Annotated in this window: 21 protein-coding genes; all 21 read right to left on the bottom strand. The window is 29.2% G+C overall.

Translation table 11 applies throughout. The annotated features are described in order from the left end of the window. Positions 1 to 439: 439 nt before the first annotated feature. Positions 440 to 1255 (bottom strand): hypothetical protein, encoded by an 816-nt coding sequence (locus tag H8S20_RS16135; protein ID WP_032118286.1) that lies wholly within the window; start codon positions 1253 to 1255, stop codon positions 440 to 442. A 161-nt stretch (positions 1256 to 1416) separates the two neighbouring features. Further along, entirely contained in the window at positions 1417 to 1638 is a 222-nt protein-coding gene (locus H8S20_RS16130) for a hypothetical protein (RefSeq protein WP_186860736.1), read from the bottom strand. Between the two features lie 44 nt (positions 1639 to 1682). Continuing rightward, positions 1683 to 2261 (bottom strand): ABC transporter permease, encoded by a 579-nt coding sequence (locus H8S20_RS16125; protein WP_186860735.1) that lies wholly within the window; start codon positions 2259 to 2261, stop codon positions 1683 to 1685. A gap of 146 nt (positions 2262 to 2407) precedes the next feature. Then, positions 2408 to 3469 carry an acyltransferase gene (locus H8S20_RS16120; protein ID WP_186860734.1) on the bottom strand — a complete coding sequence of 354 codons (1062 nt, stop codon included), beginning with the start codon at positions 3467 to 3469 and terminating at the stop codon, positions 2408 to 2410. Between the two features lie 39 nt (positions 3470 to 3508). Next, complete coding sequence (gene vanT / locus H8S20_RS16115) at positions 3509 to 4726, bottom strand: serine racemase VanT catalytic subunit (RefSeq protein ID WP_243177724.1); 1218 nt, start codon at positions 4724 to 4726, stop codon at positions 3509 to 3511. A gap of 4 nt (positions 4727 to 4730) precedes the next feature. Continuing rightward, on the bottom strand, positions 4731 to 5483 hold the full coding sequence (locus tag H8S20_RS16110; protein ID WP_186860733.1) for a D-alanyl-D-alanine carboxypeptidase family protein: 753 nt from the start codon (positions 5481 to 5483) through the stop codon (positions 4731 to 4733). Then, entirely contained in the window at positions 5446 to 6525 is a 1080-nt protein-coding gene (gene vanG / locus H8S20_RS16105; protein WP_186860776.1) for a D-alanine--D-serine ligase VanG, read from the bottom strand. Before vanG ends, H8S20_RS16110 begins: the two co-directional genes overlap by 38 nt. A gap of 262 nt (positions 6526 to 6787) precedes the next feature. Then, positions 6788 to 7735: an ROK family protein gene (locus tag H8S20_RS16100; protein WP_186860732.1), complete on the bottom strand. Its 948-nt coding sequence runs from the start codon at positions 7733 to 7735 to the stop codon at positions 6788 to 6790. 73 nt (positions 7736 to 7808) lie between these two features. Next, positions 7809 to 8915, bottom strand: coding sequence for a Gfo/Idh/MocA family protein (locus H8S20_RS16095; protein ID WP_186860731.1), 1107 nt, complete (start codon positions 8913 to 8915; stop codon positions 7809 to 7811). Next, positions 8912 to 9871: an acetylxylan esterase gene (locus H8S20_RS16090; RefSeq protein WP_186860730.1), complete on the bottom strand. Its 960-nt coding sequence runs from the start codon at positions 9869 to 9871 to the stop codon at positions 8912 to 8914. The genes H8S20_RS16095 and H8S20_RS16090 overlap by 4 nt, the downstream gene beginning before the upstream one ends. Beyond that, a complete protein-coding gene (locus H8S20_RS16085) occupies positions 9871 to 10836 on the bottom strand; it encodes an acetylxylan esterase (RefSeq protein WP_186860729.1) in 966 nt (321 codons plus the stop codon). Before H8S20_RS16085 ends, H8S20_RS16090 begins: the two co-directional genes overlap by 1 nt. A gap of 10 nt (positions 10837 to 10846) precedes the next feature. Continuing rightward, complete coding sequence (locus H8S20_RS16080; RefSeq protein WP_186860728.1) at positions 10847 to 12466, bottom strand: FAD-binding protein; 1620 nt, start codon at positions 12464 to 12466, stop codon at positions 10847 to 10849. Further along, positions 12456 to 13385 (bottom strand): N-acetylneuraminate lyase, encoded by a 930-nt coding sequence (locus H8S20_RS16075; protein WP_186860727.1) that lies wholly within the window; start codon positions 13383 to 13385, stop codon positions 12456 to 12458. Before H8S20_RS16075 ends, H8S20_RS16080 begins: the two co-directional genes overlap by 11 nt. 1 nt (position 13386) lies before the next feature. Next, a complete protein-coding gene (locus tag H8S20_RS16070; RefSeq protein WP_186860726.1) occupies positions 13387 to 14409 on the bottom strand; it encodes an ABC transporter ATP-binding protein in 1023 nt (340 codons plus the stop codon). Beyond that, positions 14399 to 15436, bottom strand: coding sequence for an ABC transporter ATP-binding protein (locus H8S20_RS16065; RefSeq protein ID WP_186860725.1), 1038 nt, complete (start codon positions 15434 to 15436; stop codon positions 14399 to 14401). The genes H8S20_RS16070 and H8S20_RS16065 overlap by 11 nt, the downstream gene beginning before the upstream one ends. Before the next feature lie 12 nt (positions 15437 to 15448). Further along, entirely contained in the window at positions 15449 to 16378 is a 930-nt protein-coding gene (locus tag H8S20_RS16060) for an ABC transporter permease (protein WP_186860724.1), read from the bottom strand. Positions 16379 to 16388: 10 nt separating this feature from the next. Continuing rightward, positions 16389 to 17348: an ABC transporter permease gene (locus H8S20_RS16055; RefSeq protein WP_186860723.1), complete on the bottom strand. Its 960-nt coding sequence runs from the start codon at positions 17346 to 17348 to the stop codon at positions 16389 to 16391. Positions 17349 to 17415: 67 nt separating this feature from the next. Beyond that, a complete protein-coding gene (locus tag H8S20_RS16050; protein ID WP_186860722.1) occupies positions 17416 to 19086 on the bottom strand; it encodes an ABC transporter substrate-binding protein in 1671 nt (556 codons plus the stop codon). A gap of 167 nt (positions 19087 to 19253) precedes the next feature. Continuing rightward, positions 19254 to 20252, bottom strand: coding sequence for a substrate-binding domain-containing protein (locus H8S20_RS16045; protein WP_186860721.1), 999 nt, complete (start codon positions 20250 to 20252; stop codon positions 19254 to 19256). Between the two features lie 557 nt (positions 20253 to 20809). Further along, a complete protein-coding gene (locus H8S20_RS16040; RefSeq protein ID WP_032118271.1) occupies positions 20810 to 21259 on the bottom strand; it encodes a hypothetical protein in 450 nt (149 codons plus the stop codon). Between the two features lie 158 nt (positions 21260 to 21417). Further along, the coding region (locus H8S20_RS16035; protein WP_366456435.1) for an ABC transporter permease at positions 21418 to 22300 on the bottom strand (883 nt) is incomplete at its 5' end.

Here is a 22300-nt window from a genome sequence, read left to right as displayed (position 1 = left end):
TTTCCCTCTCCTACTTTATAATTTTTTTACCAATATTAAAAGATTACAAATTTAATTAATAATCTTTCATACTTAAAATTCTTTTTCCTTTTTATTGTTGCATTATAATTTGGTGCTGTATAAAATCTGTTTTCCATTATGATATGCTTCTAATCTTGAAACTTTTGCAGCTGTCATTATGGCCACTATTTTCCTTTTATTCACCTTTTTCCCTCTGATTATTTATTCCCCTCAGAAGTACATAAAAAAAGCTACCCAAAAAGAATAGCTTTGTAAACTTTAGTCCCTATAGCTTTGCGTATCTAGATTCCCTTAGATTTGCCTATTTAATTTTATGCATTTTGTATACTATCATAATTATATGAAAACTTCAACATATTTGAATTAAAGATTTACTACAAATAAATTTCATTTGAATTCATAATATATAGTTATGATATTAAAAATCATTTTTTGAAATTTCTCTTGGCCATGAAAGTAACCTCTTTCTTGATATTTTCAACTGTTTTTCACCTGGAAAATTTAGATTACAGAAATAATTATGATAATTAGCTGTCCATACATACTTGTCCCATACTCTTATATTTTTTTTATTTAACTCTAGCATCTCTTCAACTTTAACTTTATGTCTAATAAGTAATTCTATTTGTGCCTTTTCAAACTCATATTCATTGTTACATTCTGTATAACATTTAAATATAGTATTTAAATAATTTAAAAACCACTGCCCATCACTATCAATAAGTATTTTCTTGTGTTGTGGTGCAACCTCATAATTATTTATGTACTTTTGTAATCTACTAACTGTCTTATTGTCTAATATAATTCTTGGATAGCAAGCTAGATTACTCTCCGTATTATGAGCATCCAAAAGAGCTGGTCCAAAAACAATATCTTCATTTATATAAAATTCACCTACACTTACGCCCCCTCTAACGAAAAGGCCTTCTAGCGCTAGGTTAAATTGATATTCTGATACATTGTCCAATATTTCGTCTAACTCTTCCTCACCATCATCTTTTATAGGGTATCCAACAATCATATTATCAGTATATATCTTTATCTTTCCTTGACTGTACTTATTTGGGATTATACATTGCTTGTTCTTATTTATAAGAAAGCTAATCTCATTAAGTAGCTTGTTTCCCTCTCCCTCATTACAAGAATCCACTATCATTTGTGAAAATCCTAATATATCTATAGCACATACCATAGAATTAATAAGCTGCGGATTATTCTGATTATATTTTTGCATACTTCTTTCAACACATCCTTACTTAAATTGCTTCTATTTCTACTATTTTAGCATTTAAGGTACGTTGTTGGGAAGATATTATATTATGTTATGTCACTGGATTTTCTATTTCTGTGTACAAACTAATTACCTCCTTATACGTTTCAATAAATTTTATTGGCCTAGATATTGAAATTAAGAGCAAAGAAAAAAGTGCCTCCTCTTTCAAAGAGTAGAACTTTTTTTGTAAATTGATATTTAATTAAATTCATCCGTTTATGTGGGTATAAAATCATATTATTATTTGCTTGTCTATACCCTAAGGTTTTATCTGTATATTCATATAATTCTTTCATTACATTCATGCTACCTATTAAAACATTATCTACTAACTCAGAAGCCATATTTGCTTCTTGTTTAATTTCACTATCAAATATTCCAACAACAACTAAATCAACTTTCTTATCTGATCCACCTGCATTTTCATCAGATATCTTACTTTTTCAATTGATATAGTATCTCCAAGCTTTAAACTATTTAATTCTGCTAACCTTTTATGTATTAGTACCTTATTTTCATCTTCTTTAGTTATATGTCTTCCTTCTACTAATTTTATTAATCCATTTACAAACATATTGTCTATCTCTGAGTAATAAATCCCCTGTATTTCAACAGCATTTTTCATACTATCAGAAGTATATTGTACTTGTGATTCTAATGGTTCTACTTGTTTAATAGATTTAGCATCTGCTTTAACAATGGCTTTCGCATTATACTTACTAACACCATTTATATTTAATATTTGATTAATTTCATTATTTGTAATATCATTATCTTTAGTTTCAGAATCCATTTGAAACCCATTTTCAAAATTTTTATTTATCTGTTGTTTATTAGCTAATGTGGCCTTTTTTATTGAAAGTGCACCTAATGTAGCTGTTGCTATTCCCAATAATATAAAAAACATAATAATACTTTTAACTTTCTTTCTAGTTATATATAACCAAGCTCTTTCAAATATACTCATTAAAATTCCTCCTTAAAATATGCTTGGCTATACTATATCATCCTAATATAAAACTAATATGAAACTTTATTAAGAATATAATGAAATTAGAGTCCAAATCCACAGCTTACTACTTAGTCTTATGCCAGTATAAGCCAATAGGCTTTTTAAATATGTCTCCTAATCGAGCTATTTACACTTCTTTTTTTGGTAATCTTACCTAAAATATAATCTATAATAAAAGCTAACACAAATGATCCAAAAAGGACTGCTACAAAATGAATTAAGTTATTACTTACTAGTATATCTTGTAACTTAAGCACCTTAGCAAAACCTCTAATTAGTATAATAACTAAAGGATGTATAATATAAACTATCATACTAATATTTCTTAAGATTTTAAAACTTCTATTCTTCCATAATAAAATCCACTGGAACAAGAAATACATAACTGGTAATAGTAAAATATACATACTACTATGCCGTTGAATCTGAAATTTATTTAATATTAAACCTTCAACTATCATTAATGACAATGTAATTATAAATCCATACATCATAATTTTTTTCTTTGGCTTTCTTTTATCATTAGCTATTATTGCTCCAAGTATAAAAAATAACGGTGAAAAGAATATTCCATTTCTAGTGTAATCAAAAAAGTTAAAAATCAGATTATAAAGCTCTTTAATTACAGGAATACTTTCAGCTATTTTGTAGTAGCTATCTCCAAATAGTCCTATAATATATAAACCTAAAGAAATTATGAAAACCTGCTTTTGGTTAAATCTCTTTAGTAGCATAGAAACTATTAGTATTCCAATTATAGCTCCTGGTAAATACCAAAGATGATAAAATGTCCCGTTAAATAAAAGTTCCTTCAAAGCTCCTACGACACCTATGTTAACCCCAATATTTCCTGAATAAATACCTATAGGTAAATAAATTAATGTAGCTATAATATATAATTTTACTAGCTTTTTCACATTTCTAATTACTGTAGTATAGTCTTTATTTTCACCTATAATTGAAGGTAAAATGAAATACCCACTTACCATAAAGAAAAATGGTACTGCTACACGTGCAATAATCCTAGCTAATACAAAGTCAGCAGTTTCATTTATACCTGCTAAAGGATAAGTATGATTCATAACTACAAGAATTACAGCAATTACCCTAAACAAGTCTATTCCCGGATATTCTGTCTTTTTATCTATTATTTTTATTTTCACAACTTTTCTCCTATATATTTAAACATAATTCTTCCTAATTTACTTATAGTAATACTGTAATCTTTTAGATAATCTACTTAAAAACTCATTAGTAATTGTTCCTGCTGCCTCTGCAACTTCTTCAACTGATATATAATTCTCTTTATCTTTTCCTATTAAAGTAACCATATCACCTTCTTCAATATGATTAATATTAGTTACATCAATCATTAATTGATCCATACACACTCTTCCTATAATAGGCGCTTTTCTACCATTTACTAATACATAAATATTACTTTGGGAAATATTTCTTGGAATACCATCAGCATAGCCTATTGTTACTGTTGCTACCTTCATATCTGATTTCGCAATAAACTCTCTACCATAACTTACTGAATCTCCATTATGAATACCTTTAACAACAGCAACTCTAGCCTTTATAGATAAAACAGGCTTTAATCTTACATTACTTTTTATATTGTCATTTAGGCTACTTTTGACACCATACATAGAAATTCCTATTCTAACATAATCACAAGGAAGATTAGGATAATTCAATGCTCCATAACTATTTTGAATATGAAGTTTAATATTTTTATTAAACCTTTCTTTAATATCCTCTGCTATCTTAAAAAAATTCTTTATTTGCTCTTCTGTGCAGAAAATATCTTCTTTATTATCACTATCAACTACATATAAATGAGAAAATATAGCTTCTATTTTTAGATTTTTAAAGCTGAAAATCTTATTTATAGTATCTAAATTATGAAAATCTTCACCTAGTCTATGCATACCTGTATCTATCTTTAAATGAACCCTTATAATTTTTTCAAACTTCTTAAGATCCTCTGCATAATTATAATCTACTATTGTTTGAATTAAATCATATTTAATTAAGTCATTAAACCTACTTGGGTGTGTATAGCCTAAGATAAGTATATCCCCTCTAACCCCACCTTCTCTTAATTCAATAGCTTCATTAATAGTTGCCACAGCAAAGTTATATACATTAATTTTATTAAGGTATCTAGATATTTCAACAGATCCATGTCCATATCCATTTGCCTTAACTACAGCCATAAACTCACAGTTATCATGAATACTACTTTTTATTTCTTCAACATTATTTTTAAGATTTTCTAAGTCTATCTCTACCCAAGCTCTATCTCCCTTAGTATTTCTATCACACTCTTTAATAAATTTCATATCAATATCATTACTGATATCTTTACTAATATCTTCAAAACTTGAAATTAAACCACAGATTCCACTCATTTCCCTATCTCCAAACTGTTATTATAAAACCATCATAATTATTTCCTGATATTAAATATAAATCACTATCTTCTAATCTAATAAATGTATTCTCTCCATCATACTCTTTATAAGATATCTCGATTTTTCTACCATCTTTTATATATACATAAGGATTTTCTCCATACTTATAATCTTTAATAAACTCTAGATATTCTTCTAAAGCCATATTACTTTTGGTTATTATCTCAGCATGAGGATACCCTACATATCTAAAATGCCAAGGTTCGCCTGAAATTTTAGTTATATCTTTCTTCTCCTCCTTGTACCTTTCAATAAATCCGTATCTCATAGCTACATCTCTAAAAACTTGACATATTCCTTCATATGGAAATTCCGGACAAATAAAATCTACATTATTAGATCTCTGTGCTAAATCTATAGCTAATCCTGTTTGATGTTCACTACAGTTAGGCTCTGCCACATATTTAGCTGTAAACCCTTCTCCATTTACTATAACTGAACTATTATAGATATTAATTTGTTCTTCTAAAGTCCTGTATCCGCTAACAGGAATTATCTGCTCATAACCGTTAATATTATTCAATACTTCTCTTAGTATATTACTGGCTCTTTCATTAATTAAAATATTTTCATATTCTAAAAATGGAGCTACTAAATTTCCATATTTAAACCTTTCATTAATTGGATTATCAGCATTTACAAGAACTAAGCTTCCATTATATAAATTGTTCTTCGTTAATTTTACTATCATCATCTATCACCATTCCTATTGCCCTATTAATAAATTCGTCAAATGTTATTCCTATGCCCTTAAGCATATTTGGGTATCTGCTATGTGAAGTACAGCCTGGTATTGTATTTACTTCATTAAATACTATTTCTTTGTCTGTAGTTATAAACATATCTACCCTAGCAAAGTTCTTACATTTTAAGGCTTTATATATTTTAATAGCTTCTTTTTTCACCTTTTTTGCCATATCTTCATCTATTCTTGCAGGCATATGAATTTTTGAAGATTTTAATGTATACTTTTCAGTAAAATCAAAGAAGCCATCAGATAATTCAATTTCATCAACCTCACCAATTATAATTTCATTTCCATTTCCTAATATTGCACATCCTACTTCAAAACCTTCTATATTCTCTTCTATTATTACAGTAGAGTCATGCTTTAAAGCTAATATCACTGCATCATATACTTCACTTATATCTTGAACCTTTGTTATTCCAAAAGATGACCCAGCTCTCATTGGTTTTATATATAATGGAAAGTTTAGATCTCTTATTCTATCTAATATTAATTCTTCTTCTAAATTTTCAGTTATAACTATTCCTCTAGGAACCTTTACCCCTACTTGTGCTACTACATCATGAGCTAATTGTTTGTCCATACATAATGCTGAAGATAACATATCACAACCTATAACTGGTATTCCTGCTAATTCGCATAAACCTTGTACTGTACCATCTTCCCCATTTTTACCATGTAGCACTGGATATATACCATCTACTCTAACCTTTTCAATATTATTACCTTCAAATATAATTAAACCATGATCTTCTCTACTTACTGATATAGTTACTTTTTTATTAGTTGCCTCTTCCCAAGTGTTATCTTTTATTCTGTCTATATGATCCTCAAATAAATACCATTCTCCCTCTTTAGTTATTCCAATTAAAACAACCTCATATTTATCTGTATTTATATGTTGAATTACTGAGTATGCTGATGAAAGTGATACATTATACTCCGATGAGCATCCTCCAAATAAAACTGCTATCTTCTTTTTTGATATTATTTCCTTAACTAAATTTCTATTCATACTAAAATCCTCATTCCTTTTAATCTTTTTTTATTTTTTCTATAAATATAATTTAGCACTTAAGTTTTAAGTAACTATATTATTTCCTTTTCATAATTCTTAATAAATATTACTATTTTCTTAAGTTACATCTATAAAAAGCAACTACTTTATATGTTATTTACTTAAAAGTGATAAAAAAAGATGAAAGTGTTAGATATAATATTAAACATCTACCACTTTCATCTTATATAAACTAATTTAAATTATTGGATTTTATATTATAATATACAGCACCTACCACTCCAGCATTATTTCCTAGCTCCGCAGACTCTATTTTCAAGTTCTCTCCAAACTTTTTCATTACGTTTTCTAATACATATTTTCTTAAAGGTTTTATAAATAAATCTTCTTGTTTACTTACTCCACCACCAATTATAATAATTTCTGGATTAAATATATGAACTAGACTTACTAATCCTTTTCCAATATCAATTATCCAATTACTAACTATCTCTTTAATTATTTTATTTCCTTTTTCTATTTGCTCAAATATAAACTTTCCATTTATATCTTCTTTATTAAATGAAGAAACTCCTAATAACTCATACTTCTCTTTGACATTTCTAATTAAAGCTGTTGTAGATGCATATTGTTCATAGCATCCAACATTACCACAGGTACACTTTTTACCTTCTGAATTTATAGAAAAATGTCCTAGTTCCCCAGCAATTCCTACTGAACCAAGAAGTATTTTTGAATCTACAACAATTCCTCCCCCTACACCAGTTCCTATAGTTACTCCTATTATATTTTTATAACCTCTACCTTTTCCTACCCAGCCTTCACCCAGAACCATGCAATTAGCATCATTCACAACAGTTGTGTTTAAATTATAAATATCCTCTAACTCTTTTTTTATCTCTGTGTCACACCACTTTTTAATATTGCCTCCCACACCTATTATCTTTCCTGAAGTAGTATTAACTTGACCTGTTGCTGAAACTCCAATACCTTTTATATTTTTAAGCTCTATAGCATTTTCATTTATAAATATTTCTATAGCATTTTTCACAGTATTAAATATTGGAGTATCATAATTATCAAAAGCTACATCATAACTATTACTTACAATTATTTTCCCATTTTCTGTTACTAACCCTATTTTAACAGCAGTTCCACCTATATCAATTCCCAAATACATATTTATCACCTCCTATATTCAATCCATCTAAGCTTTCTTTTTTATTTACAATACTCCTAGATATAAAACAACTTCAAAATCTTTTTTTTATCTCTTCACTAAAAACTTTATAGTCAAATGGTATATCTATAGTCTTATTTAACCAACTAGATAGATAAGCTCCATTAATTAACACTAATGATTTCATTCCATCCTCTATTGGGCAAACTATATTTTCTTCTCCTTTTATACACTTTATAAAGTTGCTTATAAGTGCAGCATGTTGAATTGAATTATCATCATCTTCAAATCTATAAACTTCTGTAGTATATGGTATTTTCCCGAAAAGTTCATTAGTATTTTTTCTATATTCTTTTTCTGATATAGATAATTTTTTATAAATTATCTTATTATCATTCTCTACAACAATTTGTCCTTTATCACCTATTAACTCGAGCCTATTACTTCCTGGAAACTCTCTTGCTGAAGCTATAAATTGCCCTGTAGCTCCATTCTCATATTCCATTAAAATTGATACATCATTTTCTACCTCTATATCTCTTTCTACTCCTATATAGCATTTTGAATATATTTTCTTTGGCATTTTACAAATCCATTGAAGTAAATCTAATTGATGAGAAGCTTGAGTCATAAGTAATCCTCCACCTTCACTTTTGTAAGTACCTCTCCAAGGACTTGATTTATAATAAGCATCTGTTCTATATAAGTTAGTAATAATCCAATTTACTCTTTTTAAATCTCCAATTGCATCTTTATCCACCATACTTTTTAGCTTTAAATAAGTAGAACATAGCCTTCTGTTATATAATACTCCAGCTTTTATATTAATTTTGTCTTTTGAAACTTCTATTAATTTCTCTACTTCCTCAGTATATACACCTATTGGCTTTTCTATTAAAGTATGAACATTACTTTTAATAGCTTTAATAGCCATCTTAGGATGCTCATAATGTGGTGTGCATATTATTACAGCATCAATTTTATTGCTAATAAGCATCTCTTCGTAATTATTAAATAATACAGTTTCTTTAAGATTATACTTCTCAACAACTCTATTCATATTATCAATATTTCTACTTGATAAAGCAGTAATCTTAACATCTTTAACATATCCATTAGAAATTATTCTAATATAGTCTTCTGCAATCAATCCTATTCCTGCAATTCCCAATCTTATCATCTTTCAAACCTCATAAACTTTAAATTTTCATTCTCAAAAAAGTTATTTAATTCATGATCATATTTAGGATATATTACATGTTTTTTTCTGCATGTTATGTTGTTAAATACAGCATATTGTGTACTTGGCGGACATACAGTATCTAATAAAGCTGTTCCCATAAAAACTTCACAATTTAACTTTCTTGCAAAATTAACAATATCTATATACCCTAATTTTTCGAATATTTCCTTTTCTCTTATATGCATAGGATCAAACCACCTAAAATAATATCTAATCCCTTCATATGCATTTAAATCTAAATCCATATCCCATACTCTTTTAAAATCGCATAAAAATGGATACTGCATAGAACATTTCTTTATATTTTGATTTAAACTACTTACAACTAATGCTATTGCAGCACCTTGTCCCTTGCCAAAAGCTATTAATCTATTTTTATCAGTACTATTAAGTTCCTCCACTATCCTTGACAAAATATATCCATCTAAATAAACCTTACAATAATACATATTTTCTACTTCATCATCAAGTCCACTACTTATATGTCCACATACTGTAGATCCTTTTAAGTTTCCTATATCTTCGCTCTTCCCACCTTGTCCTCTACAATCCATAGCTATTACTGAATATCCTATGCCAACATACCTTGTAAGATGGTGCCAACTTCTACTGGCTCCTTTGTAATCATGAAATTCTAATACTGTGGGTGCTTTTTTATCTTTATTAGCACATATATACTTAGCATATATATTAGCTCCATCTATCCCTTTAAAATTTATTTCATAGTAATTTGCTGTTTTACTATTAAATTTCTTCTTTGTTATCGTATATTTCAACTCTATATTATTACCTATCTCTTTTTGTCTTTCCCAAAATAAATCAAAATCTCTTGGACATATAGTTTTTCCTAAATACTCTTCCATTTCTTCAACTGACATATCTAAAACAGGCATTAATCTACCTCCTTCAAGAAAAAGTCTATTAACATATCATCAAATTCTCCAATTTCTTCATGGGTATAATCAGGAAAAATTATATGTTCTTTTTTAGATTTTATATTATTATAAACAGCAAATTGTGTTGATGGAGGACACACATTATCCATTAACCCAGTTCCAAATAAAACTTCACATTTTATTTTCGTTGCAAAATTATGAACATCTATATATCCTAATCTTCTAAATATTTCATCTTCTCTACTATTATCCGAATTAAACCATCTTGAATAATATCTTAATCCTTCATAGGCTATCAAATCTAAATCCATATCCCAAACTCTCTTATAATCAGATAAAAAGGGATATAGCGCTGCACACCTTTTTATTATAGGATTGAGTGCTGTACATACTAATGCTATACCTGCACCTTGGCTTGCTCCATTTGCATATATCCTTTCCTTATCTATTCCTTGAAGTTCTTGAACAATTCTACATAAAATAGATGTATTTTGAAACAGCTTTACATAGTACATACTATGAAGTTCATCATCTAATCCTGCCACAATATGTCCACTAACAGTAGTTCCTTTTGTATTAGTAAAACTGTCACCTTTCCCTCCTTGACCTGGACAATCCATTGCTATAATTGCACATCCCATTCCTACAAAGGATAACTGTTCAAACCATCCTCTACTTGCTCCTGGATATCCATGAAACTGTAAAATTAAAGGAATGTTCTCATCAGTATTAGGTCTAAGATATTTTGCATATACATTACCTCCATCAATTCCCTTAAACCACATCTCTAAAAACTTACAATTATCAAATCCATCTATTTCACTTTCTTTTATTTCATACTTTAGTTCATGAGTATTAACTTCTACCATACGGTTGTCCCAAAATTCTTCAAAATCACTTGGTAATATATTAGTCCCTTTATATTCTCTTAATTTTTCTAAAGGCATATCTACAACTGGCATCTAATACCTCCTATTCAAAATCAACTTCAAATTTCCCCCTATATCTTACTAATATCTTCTTACTCATTTTTTCATCTATCCTTGGATAATCTTTTCGATAGTGAGATCCTCTACTTTCCTTCCTCAAGTAAAGTACTCTTAAAATACCTTCTGCTAAAAGCAAATTTGCATTTAATCTATATGTTTTATAAAGAGTTTTTATATCTATATTATTTGATATAAATTTCCTACTTTTAATATCTTCTAATAAATTAATAGCCTCTACTATACCTTCTTCGCTTTTTTCAATCATAGCATACTTAAACATTAAATTTTGTAAGTCTATTAATAGCTCCTCAGCATTTTCTACTTGATTTATTGATAATTCAATTTCGTCTCCATCTAAGCAATTAAACCTTTGTGCATACTTACTAGCACTTTCTCCAGCAATCTTTCCAAATACTAATCCATTAGCTGTTGATAATCCACCTATTCTATCAGCACCATGCATTCCTCCAGTAACTTCACCGGCAGCAAAAACTCCACTAATATCTGTCTCAGCACATTTATTTATCTTAATTCCTCCATTAGCTGCATGAAAAAATATTCCAATATTTATTTCATCGTCTACAGTCAAATGTTTCTTCTCCTTTAACCATTCAAAATATACTCTAATAAATTCAGGTTGATTTTTCTTTATAGAATCTTTATATACAACTCTTACACCAGTAGGCTCTTTTATACCTTCTTTAAAAATTGCATAATCGATATCCTTAGAAACTAATCTAGATGTAAAAGGTCCATGTGTTGACCTAATTTTTAACTTTTCCTCATAATTATCTATATCTTCTAATATATTTTTGCCATCATAGTCAAGGATTTCAACATACTTAAAGGTCTTTTCATTAAATATAGTTTTAGGACATGGATTTATATACCCTGGCATCATCTGCATAAATTCAATATTTACTAACTGACAACCTATCTTCAGTGCTAAACTTTGTCCTAATCCATTAACATCATCAGTATTCAATCTTTGTTTAAATAATCCTCCAATTCCTCCCGAAGCAATTACTATAGCTTTACAACGAATATATTCAATTTCTTTTCCTTCCTTAATTAATATTACACCTTCAATTGAAGATTTATCTTTTACAATTTCTATAACCTCTGAAAACTCATACCTTGTGATCTTAAGCTCATCTATTTTTTTGCTAAACACTTCCTTAGCACTATCAAAAAGAATCCCATTCCAGTTTCTTTCTTTATGATCAAAGCAAGGAATAAATTCTTTTTCTTTACTATTATTAGGTTGTTTTAACTTAATACCCATCTCTTTTATTTTTTCTAAAGTTGGATTTATCTTTGAAACAAAAGTTTTAACTAATTCATAATCTATAACTTCACAACCTACAGTTTTAATAGTATTAATCAAATCATCTTCATCACTTTTATCTACCGGCCCTATAAGTCCTAATCCCCAAGTGCCAGGATAAAAACTTGAACCTGAAAACATCTTAGAACTACTTGCTATTATTACATTTGCACCTTTTTCAGCTGCAGAAATTGCAGCCATAATTCCTGCAATTCCTGCTCCAATTACAAATACATCACATTGTCTTTTTGCTTTCACTGTAATTTTAGAGTTCATCTAAAAATTCAACTCCCGTAATTTTATACGTTTCCTTAATCCTTTTATATCCTTCTTTAAATTCTTTTTCCTCTTCCTCTGTTAAATTTTCAAAAGGTCTTCGACAATAGCCAGCATTTATTCCTCTCCACCTCAAGACAGCTTTCATACCAGCATAAAAAGAAGGTACTTTTAAAGAATATAATATAATTTCAACTGCTTGACGTTGTAATCTTTGAGCTTTTTCAATATCCTTTTCACTAATAGCATTATATATATTTATAAATAATTCAGGCATTATATTATAAAATGATCCTATTATCCCATCTGCTCCAGCTAATAATCCTGACATGGCCATTTCATCACATCCAGAATAAACTAAAAAGTCTTTTCCTATCTCATCCTTAATCTGAGTAATTTCATAATGTGACATTCCAGTGTATTTAATTCCTTTTACATTATCTATAGATGCTAAACGTTTTATCACATTCATACCTAAAAGTCCTGCTAATGGGACATTGTAAACTATCATAGGTAAGTTACATGAATTTGCTATATCCTCATAATATTTCACTATTTGATTCTCATTAAATTTCCAGTAAAATGGTGGAACACTTGATATCCCATCTGCTCCAACAGCTTCTGCATGTTTAGCTAAATCTATTGATATCTTAGTACCAATAGCTCCAACATGGACTACTATAGGAACTCTTCCTGAAGCTTCATCTATAACTATCTCAACTACTCTTTTTCTCTCCTCACTGTCCATAATAAAACCTTCACCAGTTGAGCCTGTCAAATATAATCCATCAACACCTTTTTCTATTAAATACGATATAAGCTGTCTCATTCCAACTTCATCAATATTTTCATTCTTATCAAATACTGTTAAAACTGCTGGTATTACACCTTTAAAATCCTTAATATCAAAATTCCCCATACTAAATATTCTCCCTTAATTTATTTTCTGATAAGTGACAAGCCACATAATGTTCTTCACTATTAATAATATATTTTTTTAATTGTGGTCTATCTTTTTTACAAATATCCATACACTTTTTACATCTAGGATGAAAATTGCATCCTGATGGAGGATTCACAGGGCTAGGTACATCCCCCTCTAATACTATTCTCTTTCTTTTTCTATCTAAATCAGCTATAGGAATAGCTGATAATAATGCTTCAGTATAAGGGTGCAAATTATGTGAAAAAATTTGTGATGTCTCTGCAAGTTCTACTATTCTACCTAAATACATTACTGCGATACGATCACTTATATATTCAACTACACTTAAATCGTGAGTTATAAAAATATAGGTTAGGTTTCTTTCTTCTTTAAGTTTTTTTAATAAATTTAGAACTTGAGCTTGGATTGATACATCTAGAGCAGATACTGATTCATCACATATAATAAGCTCCGGATTAATACATAATGCTCTAGCAATTCCTATTCTTTGCCTTTGCCCTCCAGAAAATTCATGAGGATATCTATCCATATACTCTCTACGCATATTAACAGCTTCTAGAATATCTCCTATTATTTTACGTCTTTGATTTTTATCTTTAATTCCAAACTTCTTTAACGGATCAGTTAGTGATTGGTATATTGTGAAGGCAGGGTTTAATGAAGAATGTGGATCCTGGAATACTATCTGCATATTTTTTCGTGCTATGTCCATTTCTTTATTAGTTAACTTTCTTAAATCTTTCTTGCCAAACTCATCTTTAAAATCATATATAATTTCTCCAGCAGTTGGCTTAACTAATTGAAGTATTGATTTACCAAGAGTAGTCTTTCCACAGCCTGATTCCCCAACTAATCCAAGGGTTTCACCTCTATAAATAGTCAAATCTACATCATTAACCGCTTGTACAAACTTAGTTGGTTTTTTTAGTAATCCTCCTTTGATAGGAAAATATGTTTGAACACCTTTTAACTCTAACAAAACTTCTTTATTTTCCACTTACCCCCACCTCCTCTGTTATTTTATTCTTGTTTAAAACTTCTTTATACTTAAAGCAGCGAACCATATGAGTGTTACAAATCTCTACTTCCCCAGGCATACTACTGCACTTTTTGCAAGCATAATCACATCTAGGCTCAAATTGACATCCTTTGGGTCTATCATAAGGGTCTGGAGTAGAACCTTTAATAGGATTCAAATCCTGATTTTTACCTTTGCCCAAAACAGGAATTGACTTTAATAATGCTTCAGTATAAGGATGCGCTGGACTTCTTAAAACTTCATCAACAGTACCACTCTCAATAATATTACCCATATACATTACCGCAACTTCATCTGCTAGCTCACTTACTACTCCCATATCATGAGTTATTAAAAGTATAGCTGTATCGTTTTCTTTTTTAAGCTTTTCCATCAATTCAAAGATCTGTGCTTGGATAGTGACATCAAGCGCAGTGGTAGGTTCATCAGCTATTAATACCTTTGGATTACAACTCATTGCCATTGCTATCATAGCTCTTTGACGCATCCCACCTGAAAATTGATGCGGATACTCATTTATTCTTTGTTCTGGAAAAGGTATTCCCATATCTTTTAATAGCTCTAAAGTCCTTACGTTGGCCTCCTTCTTTGAAACTTTTTCGTGGCAAAGTATGTTTTCTGATATTTGATATCCAATAGTATATACTGGGTTTAAAGCAGTCATCGGATCTTGAAATATCATAGCTATGTCCTTACCTCTTAAGCTCCTCATCTGTTTTCCATTTCTTTCTAATCTATCTATTCTTATATCCCCTTTATCTCCATGATAAATTATTTCACCATCTTCAATCCTTGATAGCTTAGGTAATAACTGCATTATAGATGAAGCTGTAACACTTTTTCCACAACCTGATTCTCCAACTACACAAAGTGTTTTTCCCTTTTTCACTTGGAAAGAAACTCCATTAATTGCTTTGTTACATCTTTGATTTGTATAAAAATATGTTTTTAAATCTTTAACTGTAATAATCGCTCTATCTTCCATTTCCTTTCCTCCTTATCCTTGTTGTGTTGGATCTGTTGTATCCCTAAGCCCATCTCCGACAAAGTTAATACTCATAACAAATAATGAAATAATAATACCTACTGGCAACCATAACCACCAATTATTTTGTAATGTAAACATATCTTGAGATGCATTTAGTATATTTCCCCATGTTGCTATTTCAAGTGGTACCCCTAATCCTAAAAAACTTAAAGATGCTTCTTCTAAGATAAACATTGCAGTGCTTAAAGTTATATTTACTACAATTGGTCCTATAGCATTCGGAAGCATATGCTTATAGCATATTAAGAAATCATTTAAACCGAAGGATTTTAAAGATTGAACATATTCTTCCTCTCTAATAGATAATATTTTCGCTCTAGCCATACGATAGACACTTCCCCAACCAGTTAAAATAAATATTATTATTAAGTTAGTTAAACTTTGCCCTAAGATTGTTACTAATAATAAAACTAATATTAATTGTGGGAAAGACATGAATACTTCTGATAAACGTAAAACTACCTTATCAAATATCCCACCTTTATATCCTCCATAACATCCAAGCAATACTCCTATTAACGCACATCCTAATGCGCTTCCTAATCCTATAATTATTGATATTCTTCCTCCATATAAAACTCTTGCAAAAACATCCCTTCCCACTTTATCTGTTCCAAACCAATGCTCTGCAGATGGTGGCTGTAAAACAGATTTCATATCTACAGCTAATGGATCATACTTAGTTAATATAGGTGCAAATATTGAAGCTAACAATATTGCTGTGAATATAACAACCCCTATAACAGCTAATTTATTATTCATTAACTTTCTTAATGAACGGTTAACCTTTTTTTGCCCTAATAATCCAGCTTCCTCTTTTTCTCTTATCCTATCAAACTTACGATCTAATCTACTTCTTTTGACTTTTAATTCTGCCATAGTTATCCTCCTAATCTAACTTTACACGTGGATCAAGTAAAGCTGTTGCTATATCTACTAAAAAGCTTGCTACTAAAACTGCAGTTACAGTAAGTAAAGCAATCATCATAACTAAAGGATAATTTTGCCCACGGACAGCTGTTGCAAATGCGCTTCCTATACCCGGCCATCTAAATATAGTTTCTATTACTACAGCTCCACCAATTAGTGTTGGCAATCTAAATCCTACAAGAACTATAACAGGAGTAAGCGCTACTCTAAAGCCATGAACAAGATTTACTCTCCACTCCGGTAATCCTTTACTTCTGGCAGTTCGTATGTATTCCTTATTCATTGTGTCAAGCATACTAGAACGTGCATATCTCATAACTCCTGCTGTTAAGGCTATACCTAATACAAGAGCCGGTAAAATTAAATACTCATAACGATCTACAAATGCAGTTTTACCAGGCATCATACGTCCTCCAACTGGTAACCATCCTAAATTTAATGAAAATATTAATATACATACCATCCCGAAGAAAAATTGTGGTATTGAGACTCCAATCATCCCTGCTACGGTTAATAAATTTTCTGAAAATGTTCCTCTTCTTATAGCACTAAATAATCCTAAAACACTTCCTAAAATAGTAGAAATGCATAATGCAGCTACAGATAGTTCAAGTGTTGCTGGTAATAAATCTTTAATTATCTTTATTATAGGAACCCCACTTGAAACGCTATATCCAAAATTACCTCTTAATATTTCCCCAAGCCACCTAAAATATCTTAATAAAAATGGATCATTTAACCCATATGATGCACGAATTTCTTCTAACTTAGCTGGATCTACGTTAGCTGACATTTCTGGACTAATCATGTGAGATACAGCATCTCCTGGAGTTAATTCAAGTCCTAAATAAATTATAAAAGTTATAAATATAAGCATTGGAATAAGACCTAATAATTTTTTTAATGTGTACTTTAGCATAAAATCCTCCTATATTTATACACTAGGGGGCTAGTTTTCCTCTAAGTCCCCTAATGATTATTTTATATTATTTAAGCTTCCAATTTTGAATATTCCAATCGTAATTAAATTGAGGATTACCTTGTTTTTCTATTCCAGTTTCAAGTCTTTCACTTTCAATAACAAATATTGGTTGATAGTATAAAGCCATTGTAAATAGGTTTTCATTTTCATATTTTTGTAATTCGTAGAATGCTTCTTTTTGAGCTTCTGGATCAACTGAAGCATTAGTTGCATCTATTAGCTCATTTAATTTATCATCAGATGGAGTATGAGAGTTCGCTGGTGATCCAGTTCTATATCTATCATAGTATTCATGCATTGAAAGTGCTGCATTTGCTGCATAAGCCATATCCCAATCTACTGCGCTTGGTCCATTAACTTGATCTTCAGGTGCTTTCCAAAGAATTGTTGCTAAGTCACCTTCAACTAATCTAAACTTCATCTTCATTCCAACATCTTTTAAATATGATTGAATTGCAGTCATAAAGTCTACAGTTAATTGATCTGTGTAATAATAAACAACATCTAACTCATAATTTGGATCCCATCCAGCCTCTGATAATAATTCCTTTGCTTTTTCTGGATTATAATCATAATTTTCTAGTCCATCTACTTTATCAGAACCATTAGGAGTTAAGCTATTTGCAGGTATTATAGAACCATCAAATAAGTTTTCACCAATTGTTTTCATATCTATTGCATATCTTATAGCTTGTCTAACTCTTGCATCAGCAAGTGGTGATTTACTTCCATCAGCTTTATCAAATTTATTTAAATAGAATAATCTTGTATATCTTACATCAACTTGGGATAGCTTTATCCCAGGAGTATCTTTTAAAGCTTTAACATCAGCAACACTCTTAGTATAAGCGTAATCAACTAACCCAGATCTTGCGTTATTTACAAGGTTAGCATCACTATCTCCAGGGCTTGGTGTTAGATGAATATCAAAACTTGCAACACCATCATAATATTTATCAAAAGGTTCTAAAGTTGTATAATCATTCATCTTAACTTCTTTAACTTTAAATGGCCCGGAGCCAACTGGATTTTGGAAGTACTCTGCTTGTTGGAATTTTAATGGATCTACCCCCTCGAAGTATTTAGACGGTAATGGCGCAAATTGTGTAAATGTTAATAATGCATCAGGAGCAACTTTATCAAATTTTATAGTAATTTTGTTTCCCTCAATAGTTATACCTTCTAATCCTTCAGATTTTCCACCTAGATAATCTTCACTACCTACAATAGCTTTAAATGTATTTAAGAAAACTGGATTTACAACAGCTGTATGCATTGAATACTCAATACTCCACTTTATATCTTCTGGAGTTATCTTTTCACCATCATGCCAATAAATATCATCTCTCAATTCAAATACTAATTCAGTACCATCTTCACTTAGATTATACTCTTTTGCCAATTCTCCTTTAGAAGGGGCTAAGTCTGAATCTGATTCAATCAAGTGATCATATAATACTTTTGAATACGTATATGAACCCGGATTTAACCAAGGTGTTTCAAAGAACTCAACTGGTCCTCCATTAGAATATAATGTTTGCCTAGTTTCTTCGGTTTGTTGTTCAGTAGTATTTTCGCCTCCTTCATTTGTACTCTCTTCCTTACTGTTACTTCCGCATGACACTAAGGAAAATGCCATAAGCCCTGCAATAATACAACTTATTGTCTTTTTCATGTTTCTCCCTCCATACCCTTTCTTAACTTTTTAGATTTATTTAATATTAAAAAATATTACAAATTACTTTTAATATTCTCGCGAACATATTCTCGCGAACATTTTACTTTATAAAAAATACTATTAATAAATATATATTCACCTCTAAAAAAACGTATACAGCTTTCTTATAAATTTTCTTTTACTATTATTTTATACTCTAGGTCATTTTTTATTTTTTCTGGATTAATGCCTTTATACAAGCACTCAAACATCATGTTTATCGCTGTAACCCCCATCTTATAATAGTCTGGAGTTACTGCTGCTAGAACTTTATCCTCTAATATAAACTTTTTTATTTTATCAGAGAGTCCGATCATTACAATCTTCAATTCGTATCTCTCTTCTTTTAAAATATAATCAATTATATTTTCTAAAAACCTACTAGCATATATTGCATCAATATCTTTAGTCATATAATCACTGATAACTTTAGGAAGATTATTTTCTAAATCACTAACAAAATAAGGTCCTACAATTCCACACTTTTTTTCTTCTAATAATTTCTGATATAATCCATTAAAACTATCCTTTGCCGAAATCATGTCATCTTCAGTTTCAATTAATAGAATTTTATCATCCTTACTTAATGAATTTAGTAACATATTGCCCAATATTCTTCCTAACTTATTGTAATCAGAATAAATACTTAACGTAGTTCTGTCTAAAGGTAAATCTAATGCTATGAAACTTATATTAGGATTGTCACGCTTTATCTTCTTAACTCTATCTTTTAAAAGTGGTGTTATTATTATTCCATTGACCTGTTTTGTTCTAATTATTTTTTGTAACTTTTCAATTTGTTCTTCTGGATAATCGATATTAGTTTCTACTATAAATAAGTTAAACTTATACATACTAAGCTCTTTATGTGCTGATTTTAAGCCTTTTTTTATAGTATTTGTATAGTAGGTATTTCTTCCTTTGATAATGAAAGCATAAATATTTTTTTCATTTTTAAGTGCTAAGCTTGTACTAATTGGATTTTTTACATATCCAAGCTCTTCACATAGCTCTAGTATTCTTTTCTTAGTCTCCGGTTTAATATTATCTTTTCCATTTAATGCTCTTGCTACTGTAGTTCTTGATATATTTAAAATTCTTGCTATATCATCTTGTTTAACCATTGCTATATCATTCCTTTAATCTAGTATATATTTATTTTAATTGGTAAACATTTACATTTCAAGTGTTTACCTTTTATATCTTCTCATCAAATTAATACAATTTATTTTTGTTTTAGATATTAATTTGTAATCTTTAACAAAATGTTGTAAGAAGATTTTAGCTATATAAAATACATTTAAGAGATTTAAAATATTTCTAGTTTATATTTAAATAAAAAATACATCTACCTTAGTAGATGTATCCTTTTTGTTAAATTCTTAGAATTATAGATATAATTAAAATGGCATTTCTTATTCAGCTATTCCTATAAACATTCCTACAATATAGGGTACTAATCAAATTAGCCAAACTGTTATGCTAAATTTATATAAAGCTTCTTTCTTCTTTTCATAATTTTTGCATAATACATACATTGCTCATGAAACATGAAAAATCATAAGTACTATTACTAAGAAACCTATTATCCCATGTATAGCTTGCTTGTATCAGAGTTTGATTATCTTATAGACTAAAAACAAAACTAAATGCCCCATTCTTACTTATAATTCTAATTCTCCTATTGCACCTTAATTTTCTTTGTATTTGAAAAACTTATAAAGAATAACACTCCTGACAAAAATAACGCAAATCCAAGACCAATATAAAAATTAGCAACTCCTACAGGATTAAAGATTCTACTTGCCCTAACTAAAATGCCCAAAGTAATCATAAATCCCATTATAAAATAACTTTTTAAATCAAAAAATTGAAAGAAATACTGCTTATCCAAACCTGAAGTTGTAATTCTTATAAAATGCTTTTTATACATTTTTAAAAATATAAATTTGAAAAATATATAAAACACTACTGATCCTACTAATATTGAAATAAACTTATTTCCTCTATAATTAATAATATCTTCTAATCCTATAGTAAAAACCCTAAATCCCGCAAATGACCATACTAATCCTGCTATAAGTAATAAAGTCTTTTTTGTTACTTTAAAAATTTCTTTTGCTTTATCCATTTTCTTTCTCCTTATTATCTCTTAATTTTAGTTCCTATGCGAACTATTCTATTCTCTTTTTTATTCTATGTCAAATTGTATATATTGGTATTAAATCTCAAAAAAATATACCTTTCTATGTCTATAAACATAAAAAGGTATATTTTTCAAAGCTTTTATTAGCTATCTATTGCATTCTTATAGCCAATATAAGTAGCATAAAAATATCCGCCATAAACTACTAAAAATATTAATGCAGTTATTAAGCTTGATAATAATATATCATAATTTCCAAAAGTCTTTAGATAGTCTTCTATTATTTTAATTCCAACTATAGAATGTACTATAGCAAGTGATAATGGCATCATAAAGAATGTAAGAACTTCTATCAATATACTCTTATTAATTTGAGCCTTATATGCTCCAATTTTCTTTAATGCTTCATACCTATCTATAGATTCATTACATTGTGATAATTGTTGAAGTGCTAAAACTGCAGCACTTGAAAGTAAAAATACTATTCCTATATAAATTGCAACAAAAAGTATTATAGTTGACATACCTGTATTGGCATCATAAGCTATTTCTCTCGTAATTCCTGATAATTTAATTTGATTTTCTGAAGAATAAGAGTTTATATTAATATATTTATCTAATACTGTATTAACCTCTTCTCTCTTCTTCTCTTTATTTGCTCCTACATAATTAATATTAATACTCTCTCCATATGGAGTTAATTTTTCACAGAAAGAGTCAGGCATAATTAATGTTAAGATATTATTACTACTTGGAGAGGTTGCCAATGAGTCTTTAAAAATCTTCTTTTCCTTAATTTTATATGTTTTATTATCTATAACGACCTCTTCATTCTCGTTAAAGAATCGTTCTATAGTAGGAATAATATTTTCAAAGTTTGAAGATATATAAATTTCATCATCATTTAATTCTAATTTCTCTTTTCCAAGAAGTTTCCTATTCTTATTAAAATCAGAAACAGATAAAACTTGTGCTTTTTCAAATGCTGTATTAAAATTTATAAGCTCTGAAGCTGAATCTGTATAT

Source organism: Clostridium hominis (genome assembly GCF_014287825.1).
GTDB classification, from domain to species: domain Bacteria; phylum Bacillota; class Clostridia; order Clostridiales; family Clostridiaceae; genus Clostridium; species Clostridium hominis.
This window is presented reverse-complemented; position numbering and strand designations above follow the sequence as displayed.

Coding starts and splice junctions, on each gene's coding strand:
- vanT (WP_243177724.1), bottom strand. CDS start 4,726: ATGAGTGGAATCTGTGGTTTAATTTCAAGTTTTGAAGATATTAGTAAA.
- H8S20_RS16040 (WP_032118271.1), bottom strand. CDS start 21,259: ATGGATAAAGCAAAAGAAATTTTTAAAGTAACAAAAAAGACTTTATTA.
- H8S20_RS16090 (WP_186860730.1), bottom strand. CDS start 9,871: ATGCCTGTTTTAGATATGTCAGTTGAAGAAATGGAAGAGTATTTAGGA.
- H8S20_RS16045 (WP_186860721.1), bottom strand. CDS start 20,252: ATGGTTAAACAAGATGATATAGCAAGAATTTTAAATATATCAAGAACT.
- H8S20_RS16095 (WP_186860731.1), bottom strand. CDS start 8,915: ATGATAAGATTGGGAATTGCAGGAATAGGATTGATTGCAGAAGACTAT.
- H8S20_RS16130 (WP_186860736.1), bottom strand. CDS start 1,638: ATGGCTTCTGAGTTAGTAGATAATGTTTTAATAGGTAGCATGAATGTA.
- H8S20_RS16065 (WP_186860725.1), bottom strand. CDS start 15,436: ATGGAAGATAGAGCGATTATTACAGTTAAAGATTTAAAAACATATTTT.
- H8S20_RS16135 (WP_032118286.1), bottom strand. CDS start 1,255: ATGCAAAAATATAATCAGAATAATCCGCAGCTTATTAATTCTATGGTA.
- H8S20_RS16080 (WP_186860728.1), bottom strand. CDS start 12,466: ATGAACTCTAAAATTACAGTGAAAGCAAAAAGACAATGTGATGTATTT.
- H8S20_RS16100 (WP_186860732.1), bottom strand. CDS start 7,735: ATGTATTTGGGAATTGATATAGGTGGAACTGCTGTTAAAATAGGGTTA.
- H8S20_RS16060 (WP_186860724.1), bottom strand. CDS start 16,378: ATGGCAGAATTAAAAGTCAAAAGAAGTAGATTAGATCGTAAGTTTGAT.
- H8S20_RS16125 (WP_186860735.1), bottom strand. CDS start 2,261: ATGAGTATATTTGAAAGAGCTTGGTTATATATAACTAGAAAGAAAGTT.
- H8S20_RS16085 (WP_186860729.1), bottom strand. CDS start 10,836: ATGCCAGTTGTAGATATGCCTTTAGAAAAATTAAGAGAATATAAAGGG.
- H8S20_RS16055 (WP_186860723.1), bottom strand. CDS start 17,348: ATGCTAAAGTACACATTAAAAAAATTATTAGGTCTTATTCCAATGCTT.
- H8S20_RS16110 (WP_186860733.1), bottom strand. CDS start 5,483: ATGATGATAGTAAAATTAACGAAGAACAATTTATATAATGGAAGCTTA.
- H8S20_RS16050 (WP_186860722.1), bottom strand. CDS start 19,086: ATGAAAAAGACAATAAGTTGTATTATTGCAGGGCTTATGGCATTTTCC.
- H8S20_RS16075 (WP_186860727.1), bottom strand. CDS start 13,385: ATGGGGAATTTTGATATTAAGGATTTTAAAGGTGTAATACCAGCAGTT.